Here is a 14598-nt window from a genome sequence, read left to right as displayed (position 1 = left end):
CGTTTGGTAAGAAAAACTCTTTCGTTCTCTAAAAAACTCTCCAATCATATAGGAGCTATTTGGTATTTTATTCATGAATATAACGCCAGTTTATCTATAGAATGAAAAACTGGCGTTATCATTACTATGCAGGACTACCAATTTAGGATTATCTCACTTTTCCACAAACATTAGATGGCGGGTAAATTATCCAGGTAAGCACAGTTAAGTTGGAGCGCCTGATTGAAATTTTCTGTTTCACTCGCTTTTATTATGGCTCTCCAACCTACGCAGGTTTTTGCTTTTTAGCTTCTCGTGAACAGTATTAATTGCTTAATCGTGTAAGGGTGTACGATGTACAGCTTTTTACAATATCGCAAGGCAGACAAATTGTCTGGGTTAAGCAGGCTAAAAAAGGAGCGCTACGCGATTAAATAGGGAAGCATCGCACTTTTGTAAAAATGTCCGAAGAGTAAAGTCGCGGCTAAACAAACAAAGCCTACCAACGCAAACGCTTTGTTTGTTTAGCCGCAGGCTTCTAGCCTGTGCGCTTATATTTGCAAAAACGCTATGCTCCCATTAATTAGTGCGATCGCCCCACATTAAGCCCACATTAAGGAATATTACTGAGATTATTTGCACTGTCAGTAATTAATATCAATAAATTTACTCTCAGTGAAATTTCGGATGACATAACTCTAATACAAAGTAATTATAAAGATACGGGCAATCTAAAACTACATAAGTTTAAGAGACTGTGTGGAAATTTTGACTAAGCCTTGAAGTTTGCTCGTTGTCAAATTCCAGGTCCTATTGTCAGGGTAAATAATGCAAATACTAGAGCGCACCTTACCTCCAGCAGAAGAAATTGTTCGTCTTTACGAACAGCAAACTCTTGCGGAACACCCGCTTTTCCAAAGGCTTAAGCAAGAACCAGTCAATCTTACTGCGATTTGGATCTTCACCACGAATATGAATGTAGAAGGGGGAGTATCCAAAAATTTCGTGCGTTGGCTTGCAAATTTGGCTGCTCGGATAGATGACAATTATATGCGTAGTATCATTGCCAAACAGTTGAACGAAGAACTTGGCGAAGGAGACTTTTCTCGTATTCACAGCGTGATGCTACAGCGTATGGTTGATGGTCTGGAACCTTGGCGTTTAGCTGATTATACTGAAGAACTTCTGGCACCTGGTCGCGAATTCGGTCAACGCGGTGAAAAGCTTTTCTTCATCCAAGATCCTTACGAAGGACTTGGGGGGTTTATTGCTAGTGAAGTCAGCGCACTGCAAATTGATCAATGTTTGGGACAGGAAATTCGTAGACAAAATGCGATCGCATCTGAGAAGCTGACTTGGATTACCCTCCACGAAGAACTTGAAGTCGATCATGTTGGAGAAGTTGTTGAACTTGCTCGTTTAGTACCGACTTCCGGAGAAAAGTTAGAAGCTGTATGGCGAGGCGCACAAGAGATGCGTCTCGCCATCATAGCTTTCTTAGATGGACTTTACCGCGTTTCTTTTTCTTAAATTCTATTCACACAATTTTATAATTCAGTAGTAATACTGAGAGAAGGGGAAGCGATTGCATTGCTTCCTATTTTTTATGCAATTTATAAAATTATTCTTTGGGATAGCGATCGCTCTCTTCATTTTGGGAATTCTAAATAAAGACCTAACTTGAGGAATTAAATAGTGAATGATGCGGCAATTTTTCCCCAGGCAGCTTCCAGAATTTAGTAATATTTATATTGCCAAAAAAGACATATTTAGATATAATAATGCACTAATATCCAGGTATTCCTAATTTTAGAGTGCCACATTCATAGCACATATAAAATATAGCCGCCCCAAACTTTTGTACGTTGATGGCATGACAATAAATATGATTCTGTCACTTGTTTATCCAAACAAGTTCAGCCCAATGAGTGAGTAAGCGATCGCTTAACTTTCATATCAATAACAATTACCTCTTTTTTATTAGCAATAAGAACAGATTTTAATTAAAGTTTGCGGTATCAACTGATACAAAATAGTCCCAACTGATAACAAAAGCTGAGCTGGAGTTCCTAATGACAAATCTTACAAATGAGCTATTGCCGCATAAAAAATTAGAAGGTGAAATTATAGCACCCAAAAAAAGGGAACCATTATCACCTGAAGACAAAGAGCGTTTGGAGCTGGCTGTTATAGGGTCTAAAGATGGAGTGTGGGACTGGAATCTCGAAACCAACCAAGTCTTTTTTTCGGATTCTTGGAAAAGTATGCTTGGCTTCTTGGAACATGAATTTCCCAATAACTTTGACGAGTGGAAAAAAAGCCTACATCCCGACGATTGCGAACGGGTATTAGCCACCCTCCAAGCTCATTTTGATGGAATAAATCCTTATTACGAATCAGAACACCGCTTACGACACAAAGATGGCTCTTATCGGTGGGTTATTTCTCGCGGCAGCTTGTTTCGAGATGCACTCGGAAAGCCTTATCGTATAGCTGGTTTGAATACTGAAATCACTAGCCGTAAGCATTCGGAGCAAGCACTGCGGGAGAGCCAAAAGCAGCTACAAGATATTATCGATAACTCCACAGCAGTTATTTACGTTAAAGACACTGAGGGCAAATATACTCTGATTAACAGCCGATTTGAAACCTTATCCAACATCACCAGAGAGCAGATAAAAGGTAAGACTGACTACAATCTAATTGACAAAGAGGCAGCTGATATAGTTAGAGCAAATGATCAAGAAGTATTGAAAGCTGGAAGTGAAATTTCCTGGGAAGAAAATATCGTTCACAAAGACGGCTTACATACCTACGTTTCACTCAAATTTCCTTTATATGATTCTGCTGGTTTTGCATATGCAGTCTGCGGTATTTCTACTGATATTACCGAGCGCAAACTTGCCGAAGAAGCAATGCAAAAATCGGAAAGCCAGTTGAGAGAAAAAACAAACCAGTTGGAACAAACCTTGCAAAAATTGCAACGTACACAAGGTCAATTAATTCAAACTGAAAAAATGTCCAGTCTGGGTCAATTGGTTGCTGGTGTGGCCCATGAAGTTAACAATCCTGTCAACTTCATCTACGGTAATCTGGTTCACGCCAATCAATATGCTCAAGATTTGCTAAATCTCCTGCAACTGTATGCCAAGCACTATCCGCATCCTGTTCCTGAGATCCAAGAGGAAATTGAAATTATCGACCTTGAATTTCTCATGGAAGATTTACCCAAGATGCTGTCTTCGATGAAAATGGGAGCTGACCGCATTCGCCAAATTGTTCTATCTCTACGCAACTTTTCCCGCTTGGATGAAGCGGAAATGAAGATAGTTGACATTCACGAAGGATTAGATAGCACTTTATTAATTTTACAGAATCGGCTGAAAGAGAAAGCCGGACATCCGGCGATTCAAGTCATTAAAGAGTATGGCAATTTGCCTAGCATAGATTGTTATGCTGGACAGATGAACCAGGTATTTATGAATATTCTCAATAATGCGATTGATGCTGTGGAAGCTTCAGTTGTCTGCTTTCAGTCCTCCAGCAAGGAACAACGGACAACAGACAACAGACAACCGCCTACTATCTGGATTCAGACTGAGGTTTTGAACGCTGAACGGGTGGTAATAAAAATAAAAGACAATGGGCTAGGAATGACGGAAGATGTTAAAAACCGTCTTTTTGACCCTTTCTTCACGACTAAGCCAGTTGGTCAAGGTACAGGTTTGGGACTATCTATCAGCTACCAAATTGTTATTGAAAAGCATGGTGGAGTGTTGAAGTGTTTTTCAGAACTAGAGCAAGGAACTGAGTTTTGGATTGAAATTCCAGTTCGATGCTCTCATTAAATTTTTGATAATTCATGACGATAAAATATCAAAAACTTGATTTCAGTTTTGCATCCACAAGCGATTGAAGGTGCCACAACAATGTTTCCAACTCGGATGCTGTGTCAGCCGCTTCCTGAATCTGTTTCTGGAAAGCTAGTTGTTCCAGCTTTTCTGCACAAAGCCGCATCTGTTTTACGCCGACGTTAGCGCTGGCACCTTTGATGTGGTGGGCTTCTTGCTGAATGCTGGTAAAGTCATTAATAGCGATCGCTCTTTTCCCGATCTCTATATGGCTCTGAACTTCCTCAACGAACATTTGCAAAAGTTCCATCTCAAACTCCTCGCTACCCTCAGAGAGATGATGTAAATGCTCCCAGTCAATCAAATTTGGCAAATTTTCACTTTTTTCAGGTGTAACAACATCCGCATTGCTGGGATTTACCTTCTGAAAAATCTCTTGTTTCCAATGCTCAAGCCGTCCGGCTAACTGTTCCCGCGATACAGGCTTGCTGAGATAGTCATCCATCCCAGCATCGAGACACCGTTCTCGGTCTTGCTTCATCGCGTTAGCCGTCAGAGCAATGATCGCAGTGCGGCGAAAACCATTTTGTTGCCGCCGCCGAATCTCTCGCGTTGCCTCATAACCGTCAAGGACGGGCATTTGGCAGTCCATCAAAATTAAGTCGTAGGGAATTTTTTCTAATAAATCCAAGACTTCTTGACCATTGGCAGCAACATCAGCTTCGTAACCTAAAGTTCCTAGCTGCTTGAGTGCCACTTTTTGATTAATCAGATTGTCCTCAGCTAGGAGAATTCTTAATTTTTTTTCTGTTGTCCCTTGTTTGTTGTTCCTTGGTAGAGACGCACTACTGTGCGCCCCTATTGCCAGTTGTTTATGATCTGTTGTAGGAAAGTCCGGAGTTTTTAGTGCTTGGTCATTAACTAATAACTGTGTAGCCGCGACCTCTTGCTTCCCTAAGATGTTTAGGATGATATCTAATAAACGAGATGGCTTGACTGGCTTAATCAAATGGGCGGCAAATCCTGCTTTTGTTGCCCGTTGTGCCTCTCCCCGCCCGTCAGCGGAAGTCAGCATAATTAAGGGTAATTTAGCGAAGGTGGGATTTGCTTTGATTCGTTCTCCCAAGGTGATGCCGTCAATTACAGGCATCTGCATATCAATCACAGCAACGTCATAGGGCATTCCCCATTCCACAGACTCCTGCAAAGCTTTGATGGCGGTAGCTGCACCATCCGCCTCATCTACTTGCATACCCCAGTTCGCTGCTTGGGAGCGAACAACTTTGCGGTTAGTGGCATTGTCATCCACGACTAACAGCCGCCGCCCCATAAGACTTGTAGGAGATGAAGCGGTTGCGATTGGTTTACTCTGGGTTGTGAAGGGAATGGTAAACCAAAACTTGCTGCCTCCTCCAGGCTGACTCTCAACCCCAATTTCTCCTCCCATGAGGGTAACAAGCTGTTTGCAAATGGCTAACCCCAAGCCAGTACCGCCATACTTGCGGGTGGCGGAGGAGTCTACCTGAGAAAAGGGCTGAAACAGTTCGTTCTGGTCTTCTGTTGCAATGCCAATTCCGGTATCGGTTACAGAAAAGCGGATGGTGGCTGAGGTGGGGGCTTCTGATTGGAGTTCTGCCCGCACGACTATTTCCCCGATGCTGGTAAACTTAATGCTGTTGCCAATCAGGTTGGTGAGAATTTGCCGCAGACGACCGACATCGCCCTGAAGTTGGGTGGGAACATTGCGGTAGATTAAGGCGGCAATTTCCAACTCCTTAGCATGGGCTTGGGGAGCGAGTAAGTCTAATACTTCTTCGACACAGGTGGAAAGGTCAAAGTCTAAAACTTCAAGATCCATCTCGCCAGCCTCCAGTTTAGACAAGTCCAAAATTTCGTTAATTAAGCACAAAAGCGCATCTCCGCTGATGCGAATCGTTTCCACAAAATCCTTTTGTTCTGGGTTCAAGGGGGTTTCTAAAAGCAGTCCGGTCATTCCCAGGACGGCGTTCATGGGGGTGCGGATTTCGTGGCTCATATTTGCCAAAAAGGTACTTTTGGCATGACTTGCTAATTCGGCTTGCCGACGGGCGATTTCTAGCTCTTGACGTTGGCGGGTTTCTTCTTCTAAGAGTTGGGACTGAGCTAGGGCAATGCTAAGTTGGTCGGCTAGTTGTTGCAAAAGATCAATTTCAAAGCTAGACCATTTTCGGGGGCGGGCGCACTGGTGGGCAATTAGCAGTCCCCAGAGTTCATCTTTTTGCAAGATGGGTACGACAAGATTGGCTTTGACTTGAAATTTTTGCAGTAGTTCGAGATGGCAAGGTTGAATGTCAGAATCTTCTAGGTCTGCGATCGCGCGAATTCTTCCCTGACGGTATAAAGGGTAGTAATCTGCTTGAAAGCAATTGTCGGCGATATCTTGCCCCAAGATCGCAGAGCAGCCAGCAACTACGTCCTCGGTTACGACTTTTCCAGTTTTATCTGCCCAAATCCGATAAATCACTACACGGTCGGCTTGCAGGCATTTTCGCACTTCGCTGACTGTGGTTTGGAGAATTTCTTCTAGTTGTAAGGACTGGCGGATTTTTAGGGTGATTTCGGCGAAGATTTGACTTCGCAAATTCTGCCGCCTGGCTTCTTCTTGTGCTTGTTTGCGCTCTATCCACAGTGCAATCTCGTCAGCGGCAAATTCCAAGGCTTTGAGAACAAATTCGCTGAGCGGTTGGCGGGAAAACATTGCCAGCACGCCCACCAGAGTTCCTGTGATTATGAGGGGATATCCAGCAAAGGCGACTATTCCCTCCTGAATTGCCCAATCTTGATCGCCTAGAAGAGGGTCGTGGATGACGTAATTGGTTAAGTAGGGTTTGCCACTTTTAGCGATCGCGCCTATTTGTGATTTGCCAACAATAACACGGCTAGAGAAACTATCAATTTGTACGTCTATCCCGGCACTGGCTTGCAATTTCAGGACGTTTTCTTCCCGATTCAGTGTCCAGATCCGAGCTGAGGCTGCATCCAGATGCTGTACCATTGCTTCGCTAGAGCGCTGCAAAATGCCTGCAAACGTGTCGCTCTGAGCGAGGGCAGAATCGATATCGGCGCGAAAGTTGGCAAGCCGGGCGTTTAGAGCCAGTGATTCTTCTTGGCGTTTTCTCTCGCTGACGTCTCGCGTCACTTTGGAGAAGCCGCACACAAGTCCTGCTGGATCGTGTAATGGGGTGACTACAACATTTGCCCAAAACCGCGTTCTATCTTTCCGGATGCGCCAGCCTTCTGTTTCAAAACGACCGTTGGCGATCGCTATCTCTAATTCTTGTTGTACTTTACTTTGCTGGTTTTCTCCAGGCTCATAAAGAAAACTAACGTGCTTACCAATGGCTTCTTCGGCGCTAAAACCACTAATACGTTCTGCTCCCGCATTCCAACTGACGATGTGTCCGGTGGTGTCGAGCATATAAATTGCGTAATCTTTAACTCCATCTACCAATAACCGGAAAGACTCTTCGCTTTTTCGCAACTTGTCCTGCGACTGCTTGCGCTCAGTAATATTGGTATGGGAACCCGCCATACGGGAGGGTTTGCCGTTGGCATCTCTTAGCAATAATGCACGAGCTAGAATCCAGCGATAGGTGCCATCTTTATGCAGCAAGCGGTGTTCTAATTCGTAATATGGTGTTAAGCCCTCGAAATGAGCTTGAATGGTTGCAAGAGCGCGATCGCGATCTTCTGGGTGCAGGCGTGCTTCCCACTCAGAAAAATTATTTTCGATTTCATGCTCTGCAAAACCCAGCATACTTTTCCAAGCCGGCGAGAAATAAACTTGATTAGTTTCAATATCCCAATCCCATAATCCGTCTCTGGAACCTTGGACTGATACCTCGTAGCGTTCCTTACTCTTACGCAACTGCTGCTGTAGCTGTACCAAATCGCGATTATTTCGCCGCAAGTTTATCTGCGTCATTACTTGGCGACCCAACGCTTCTAATGCCAGCCTCTGTTCGGGACTCAAATCTCGCGGTACAGAGTCTATTACACATAAGGTTCCTATTGGCAATCCCTCTGGTGTTGTCAGATTAGTACCTGCGTAAAATCTGATGTTGGGGTCGTTGGTCACTAGGGGATTATCAGCAAACCGCGAGTCGCGGGTTGCATCCTGAATCACGAATAGTTCGGTTTGCAGGATGGCATGGGCGCAAAATGCAATATCGCGGGAAGTTTCTGGTGCTGCTAGACCAACTTTTGATTTAAACCACTGCCGATCTGTATCAACTAAGCTAACTACAGCAATTGGTGTGCCGCAGATGTATGCCGCTAACCGTGTCAGATCGTCAAATGCTTGTTCTGCCTCTGTGTCGAGGATTTCATACTGCCGCAGCGCTTCTATCCGTTCTTGTTCGTTATCTGGTAAAGGTGCTTTCATTTCTCTTGCTGTGATGATGGAATCTTCATTGGTACTGGTGTAGTGAAAACGCGCGATATTATAAAGTTACTGAAATAAAGAGCGACCGCCCTCAGAAAAGCTACGTAATAGCACCTTCAAGCGGGCTGTTTCCTATTTTTTAGCTCCTAATCCCCCATAAAAATACCTAATAAACGGAAACTTCAATCTTAAAATTTGGGGCGCTTGAGTTTGGCGGTCTGATTAGGGAGAGTTCTTGGCAGGGGGTGAGAGTCGGAGAAAAGAGATTTTCATGTTTTGTTCTGCGCGATCGCGTTTGGATGTCTATCTTGATGCTGAGTCTAGTATGAATAAGGAAGCACTTATGTTGCTTTACAAGAAGAGGGGTAATACCACTTGCTGTGATCCGTGCAACACTTTAATTTCTGAAACTAGCTACTGGTAGCACTTTCAAAATCTAAAATCATCGGATTCCAAGAAACTCCTTCACTGGGAGCCAAATCTAAAATCCAAAATGGGATAAGGGCAAAGAGTGTTCTTATGCTCTTCCATCCTTTGTTGCCAGCAAAGTTCATGGGCATCTTACTTTTAATCTATATAAAAATAGTGTAGATGTAGGTGCCATAGAAATTTATTCTAAAAATTAATTTTTTTGCCATGCTAGTAAAGAAACGTTAGATGCCAAGTTTCTACACGCGGAGCAAAAACAGGTAACTTAATAAATTAACCGCAATAATAAATATTAAACTCTGCTACTTTATGTAAAATATTATACAGTCCCTATCGGCATATTGCCCATATCAAGAGTTAAATTCTTAAACATTTATATGACAAAGCATACAGCCATAAAAATTCTGTTAGTAGAAGATAGCCTTGTGAGCCGAAAGGTTGTCCTAAAACAGTTAAAAAAGTTAGGCTATGAAGCCAATGTAGCCGCGAATGGTCAAGAAGCCTTATGGATGATATCACAAGTTAATTATGAGCTTGTACTAATCGATTGTCAGATGCCAGTGCTAGACGGTTATGAAACGACTAAAAGGATTCGTCATTTAGAAGGTGCGAAGCGAAAGATAATTGCGATCGCTATGACTGCGAATGGAACGACAGCCAACCGAACAAAATGTCTGAGTGTTGGCATGGATGATTGCCTAATTAAGCCTGTTAGTGAGGAAGAATTAGCAGCCAAGTTAGAAACTTGGATTGAGGTAATTTTAAAAAATAAACAAGAGTTGGCATTCCAATTACCACCAATTAAAGATATCCCTACAGCTGCGATCGTCACAGATGAGTCAAACGCAAATCTGTTGGTGGATTTAAACCGATTAAACGATATAGCTCTTGGCGATAGGGTATTGCAGAGAGAAATATTACAAGCCTTTGTGCAAGACACCCAAGATAATTTAGTAACTGTAAAAACAGCAATATTTGCCAATGATTTTGTAACTATAGCGCATAAGGCTCATCAAATTAGGGGTGCCAGTGCGAATGTAGGTGTCAAACACCTGCAATTTCTAGCTGGACAGTTAGAACTTCAAGCTCAACAAGAAATGCCAGAGGCAGCTAGTCAGTTATTGCACAAAATAGAAAATTATTTGCAACGTATCCAATCTTTTTTGGATAAAATAATTGAGTGCGAAAATATGGATCCTGAAACTCCATTAATTATTTCTGCCGATAAAACTGTAAGGATGCAGGTCGGCTCTATGGCAAGAATTTTAATTATTGATGACGATCCGAGCGTTCGATTAGTAATAAAGAATTCTCTTCAGCTCATGGGCCATGAGGTCACGGTAGCCAGTGATGGTGAAGAGGGATTAATGAAAGCACACTCAGAACGCCCTCATCTAATTATCTGCGATTGGATGATGCCAGTAATAAATGGACTGGAAGTGTGTCGCCAGGTCAAATCCGATCCAGAATTATCGCTAGCATTTTTTATTTTACTAACGATTCGTGGCGATATAAAAGACAGAGTTGAGGGTTTAGATACAGGAGCAGATGAGTATCTACCAAAGCCGATTGATATGAGTGAATTGCGGGCAAGAGTGGGAGCTGGATTGCGGTTGCAACGGTTAACGCAAGAATTGAGCGAAACTAATCAGGCACTCAGACAAGTGAATCAGCAACTGACGGCGCGGACTGAATTATTAGAATCTCTCTCTTTGACAGATCAGCTAACGGGTGTGTTGAATCGTCGCGCAATGGATCAAGCATTGCCTCATATGCTGCGACAGGTAGGCAACCGCGATGCCAATACTCGCTATCGCTATTTGTGTTTATTTCTGCTCGATGTAGATCATTTTAAGCGAATTAATGATACTTATGGCCACACGGTGGGAGACTGTGTGCTGCAAGCGATCGCTGCCAGATTACAATCTTCTTCCCGCCCTTCAAGTTTGCTGTATCGCTATGGTGGCGAAGAGTTTGTCTGCATCACGCTGGGTTTAAGTATGCAAGCTGCTTTAGAATATGGCGAATCTTTGCGTGGATGTGTAGCTAACGCTCCCTTCAAAATTTCTGACGACCTAGTTTTATCAATTACTATCAGTATCGGCGGCGCGATCGCCAGTGCAGTAAATTTAGTTGACTCTAAAGAACTATTACATCAAGCGGATCAAGCGCTTTATAAAGCTAAAAATGAAGGTAGAAATTGCCTGAGAATATTTTCAGCGTGGGAAAATATTTTTGAATTAGACCATGTTTAAAGAAGTTTGGGTTAGTTAAGTCATTAATGAAGTGCGAAAAATACTACGCGATCTGGCTGTTCCCTTACTATTTCTATCAAATATACGTCATGCGTGACGTACAATATAATCAACGTAAATCTAAGGCTGATAAATGAGAGCCAATCCAGGGGGAGAAATCGCTCCATCTGAGGTTTTTGGACGGGATAGACTGATTGAGAGCTTGTGGCGTAGTTTGGAGCGACAGAGCCTCGTCCTCAGCGCAGAGCGGCGTATGGGGAAAACCAGCATTCTTAAGAAGATGAGAGCGGAGGCTCCAGCGAACAAGTTACCTGTTTATCGCGACCTGGAAAAAGTGCGATCGCCATTGGAATTTGCCCAGACTATCTTTGAGGATGTGGAGGGCTATTTAAGTGGTTCAAAACGGACGGCGGCGAAAGCGAGGCAATGGCTGGAAAACCTGACAGGTTTTGAGATAGGTGGCGTGGTTAAGTTTCCTGATAATGTTGCCGAGCAGTGGAAAACCCTGCTCTCTAAAACCATAGAAGACTTAGTGGAGCATCAAGACAGCACGGTAATTTTCTTTTGGGATGAAATGCCGTTGATGCTCGACAACATTAAGAAGAGAGAAGGCGAGAGTGCGGCAATGGAAATTCTAGACACGCTGCGATCGCTGCGTCAGACGCACTCGGAGTTGCGGATGGTCTATACAGGCTCGATTGGCTTACACAACGTCCTCACTTCCCTCAAAAGAGCAGGGTATGCCAACCGTCCAACAAACGATATGAAAACTGTAGACGTGCCGCCACTGTCACCTGCTGACGCTCAGGAATTAGCGCGGCGATTGCTAGAGGGAGAAAGTATCCAGACGGACAACTTACAGGCAACAGCGCAAGCGATCGCAACTGCTGTAGATGGCATCCCCTACTTTATTCATCACATTGTTGACCATCTGGTACAAGAGGATGACACAGTGAATATTGCAATGGTCGATGAGGTTGTCAACTCTTATCTTATTGATGCACAAGATCCTTGGGATTTGCGTTACTACCGCGAGAGAATTGACACCTACTACGCCAACGACGAAAAACAGCTGGTGCTGAACCTGCTGGATATTTTGGCAGTTACTAATCAACCACTGCCATTTGATGAACTGTTTAACAGACTTCAGTCTCAGCTGAGTAACGCAGATCGTGAAAGAGCAAGGGATGTACTGACACTAATTCAGCAAGATCACTACATTAGCCTGCAACCTGAAGGCTATTACTTTCGCTTTCCTTTGATTCAACGTTGGTGGCAGATGCAGAGGTGTTAAGCAGTATGAAAGTAACATACCTGTCTCGCTTCACCCCTAGTTTGATGACGCCCGAAGCGTTAGAAAATATCTTTGTCCAACGTCATAAGCTAGCACAGCAGCTAGTTGAACTTATCCGCGAAAGTGCAACAACTCCATCAAAGCATTACACGCTACTGATCGGACCGCGTGGTATTGGTAAAACGCACTTTATTTCACTGGTTTATCATCGCATCCGCAAGATGGATGACCTACAAAATCGCCTCCTCATCGCATGGTTACGAGAGGACGAATGGGGTGTCACATCTTTTCTAGACTTGCTACTGCGTATCTTTCGAGCATTGCACAAAGAGTATGAGGATGCCCAACTGGTTGAGCGTGTTGAATCGCTTTACGAATTACCAGCTGAGGATGCTGAGCGTGTAGCAGCTGCATTACTCAAAGAAGTCATCGGGAATCGGACGCTGCTCCTTCTGATGGAAAACCTGGATGAGGTGTTTGCGGGGTTGGATGACGAAGGGCAAAAACAACTGCGTGCATACCTGCAAGAAAATGCCTTTTGCACAATTTTGGCGACAGCTCAGAGCTTATTTAATGGAGTCAAACTTCAGACTTCGCCCTTCTATGGTTTCTTCCGCGTCCGCTATTTGAAAGCCCTGACATTGGATGAAGCGGTGCAGCTATTGACGAATGTGGCAAAACTGGAGGGCGATCGCGATCTAGAATCTTTTATCCAAACCCCAACCGGACGCGATCGCATCGAAGCTGTCCATTACCTTTCTGGTGGAAGTCCTCGCGTCTATATTATTTTCTCCGCGTTCCTCACCCGCAAGTCGCTTGATGAACTGGTGGAAGCGTTTATGGCAATGTTGGATGATCTAACGCCTTACTACCAGGAACGGATGAAGTGTCTCTCGCCGCAGCAGCGCAAGATTGTTGATGTGTTATGCGATCGCCGCCAAGCTGTCACCGTCAAAGAAATTGCTCAACGCTGTTTTATAACTCATCAGACAACATCCAGCCAACTCAAGAAACTCTTAGAAATGGGCTACGTTAGTTCCGAACCTGTTGGACGCGAGTCATATTATGAAATCCGCGAACCGCTGATGCGCTTTTGCCTTGAAGTCAAGAAGCAACGGGGTGAGCCGATACGGTTATTTGTGGACTTTTTGCGCCTCTGGTACACGCAGACGGAGTTAGAACGGCGATTAGAGATGCTCTCGGCTGATGCTGTCCTTGAGCGACAATATGTACTTTTGGCGCTACAGGCGATTGAAGCAGAAAGAGAAAATCAGTGCGTAGCAGGATACGTTAATGAGTATAAAGCTCATGTTGAGCGTAAAGACCTTACTAAAGCCCTGCAAGTAGCAGAGAAATTGGTAGCAATTCGCGGTGATATAGAAGATTTGTTCGTACAGGGATTCTGTGAGTTTTTACTCAAATACCACAACAAAGCATTAATGTCCTTCGACAAAGTAATTGAGTTGCATCCAGATAATGTGGAGGCTTGGGGTTTTCGAGGCGTAACGCTGAACGTCCTAGGGCGCTATGATCAAGCATTGGCATCTTTTAACAAAGTTCTGGAGCTTGACCCCCACAATTCGCAAGCTCAGAGAGACCGAAACGAGGTATTAGTCAAACAGTTGATTGAGCTTGCCTCGAAATATGCGCCAGTTTGGATCAGCCGAGGTGTGGCGCTGGGTCAACTCGAACGTTATGATCAAGCCTTAGCATCATACGACCAGGCAATTAAGCTTGCGCCAAAATATGCCCCAGCTTGGCGCTACAGAGGCTGGGTGCTAAGCAAACTAGAACGCTACGATGAAGCCCTAGCATCCTGGGATAAGGCGATCGCACTTGGCGATCAATCTTCATTTGTTTTTTTCAGCCGTGCTGAGTTGTTACTACCGCTAAACCGATGGGATGAAGGCATTGCAGCGTTGGGCGATGCGCTCAATCGCTTTGCCCATGCGGATGAACCAGACACGGGAGATACAAAGGCAATTATCCGTAACTTTTTCAACAGCACGCACGATGCAGCGATATGGCGATCGCGTATTACAACCCTAGTAGAGCTTTACAAAAAGCACGAAGTTCTCCCCCCATTGGGGAAAGGACTTGTAGAGAGCATTCCCGCTTTCATGTCAGAAATGGTTAGCGACAAAGCAGCGCGGACATGGTTGGAGGTGTGGCGGGAACTGACGAGCGATTGTAAAGAATTTCAAATCCCTCTGCGTCTTCTCAATGCCGCTGTTCGCTATCGGGAGACAAAAGGCGATCCGCGTGTCTTGCTAGAGCTTCCTATCGAAGAACGCAATTTGTTAAAACAGGTGCTAAAAATAGATGAGCAATAATTAAGTCGTTAATTCTGACTTTGCCGCTCACGAT

Annotated in this window: 6 protein-coding genes and 2 pseudogenes; 7 read left to right on the top strand and 1 reads right to left on the bottom strand. The window is 44.1% G+C overall.

From position 1 onward, the window contains the following. From NDI42_RS21730 to NDI42_RS21720, 4 genes and pseudogenes are all read left to right on the top strand, one after another. Positions 1-105, top strand: a pseudogene (locus NDI42_RS21730) (IS1 family transposase); the annotation flags it as partial. A gap of 702 nt (positions 106-807) precedes the next feature. Next, positions 808-1509, top strand: coding sequence for an iron-containing redox enzyme family protein (locus tag NDI42_RS21725; protein ID WP_190459466.1), 702 nt, complete (start codon positions 808-810; stop codon positions 1507-1509). A 542-nt stretch (positions 1510-2051) separates the two neighbouring features. After that, a pseudogene (locus NDI42_RS28955) lies at positions 2052-2510 on the top strand (PAS domain-containing protein); the annotation flags it as partial. Next, complete coding sequence (locus NDI42_RS21720; protein ID WP_431191438.1) at positions 2490-3827, top strand: sensor histidine kinase; 1338 nt, start codon at positions 2490-2492, stop codon at positions 3825-3827. The pseudogene NDI42_RS28955 and the gene NDI42_RS21720, both read left to right, overlap by 21 nt. A 28-nt stretch (positions 3828-3855) precedes the next feature. On the opposite strand, the gene NDI42_RS21715 is transcribed toward NDI42_RS21720, so the two are convergent. Further along, positions 3856-8253 (bottom strand): GAF domain-containing protein, encoded by a 4398-nt coding sequence (locus tag NDI42_RS21715; RefSeq protein WP_190459462.1) that lies wholly within the window; start codon positions 8251-8253, stop codon positions 3856-3858. 806 nt (positions 8254-9059) lie between these two features. On the opposite strand from NDI42_RS21715, the gene NDI42_RS21710 reads away from it, so the two are divergent. The 3 genes from NDI42_RS21710 (at position 9060) to NDI42_RS21700 (ending at position 14564) form a co-directional block, all read left to right on the top strand. Further along, positions 9060-10937, top strand: coding sequence for a response regulator (locus NDI42_RS21710; protein ID WP_190459460.1), 1878 nt, complete (start codon positions 9060-9062; stop codon positions 10935-10937). A gap of 133 nt (positions 10938-11070) precedes the next feature. Next, a complete protein-coding gene (locus tag NDI42_RS21705; RefSeq protein ID WP_190459458.1) occupies positions 11071-12231 on the top strand; it encodes an AAA family ATPase in 1161 nt (386 codons plus the stop codon). 5 nt (positions 12232-12236) lie between these two features. Continuing rightward, positions 12237-14564 carry a tetratricopeptide repeat protein gene (locus NDI42_RS21700; RefSeq protein ID WP_199311417.1) on the top strand — a complete coding sequence of 776 codons (2328 nt, stop codon included), beginning with the start codon at positions 12237-12239 and terminating at the stop codon, positions 14562-14564. The last annotated feature ends 34 nt before the right edge of the window (positions 14565-14598 follow it).

It is taken from the genome of Funiculus sociatus GB2-C1 (genome assembly GCF_039962115.1).
GTDB classification, from domain to species: domain Bacteria; phylum Cyanobacteriota; class Cyanobacteriia; order Cyanobacteriales; family FACHB-T130; genus Funiculus; species Funiculus sociatus.
The sequence above is the reverse complement of the archived record's forward strand: the minus strand, read 5'-3'. Positions and strand labels throughout refer to the sequence as shown.

Bases quoted from the DNA above. Each gene is read 5' to 3' on its own strand.
- NDI42_RS21705 (WP_190459458.1), top strand. From the start codon at position 11,071: ATGAGAGCCAATCCAGGGGGAGAAATCGCTCCATCTGAGGTTTTTGGA.
- NDI42_RS21710 (WP_190459460.1), top strand. From the start codon at position 9,060: ATGACAAAGCATACAGCCATAAAAATTCTGTTAGTAGAAGATAGCCTT.
- NDI42_RS21715 (WP_190459462.1), bottom strand. From the start codon at position 8,253: ATGAAAGCACCTTTACCAGATAACGAACAAGAACGGATAGAAGCGCTG.
- NDI42_RS21700 (WP_199311417.1), top strand. From the start codon at position 12,237: ATGAAAGTAACATACCTGTCTCGCTTCACCCCTAGTTTGATGACGCCC.
- NDI42_RS21725 (WP_190459466.1), top strand. From the start codon at position 808: ATGCAAATACTAGAGCGCACCTTACCTCCAGCAGAAGAAATTGTTCGT.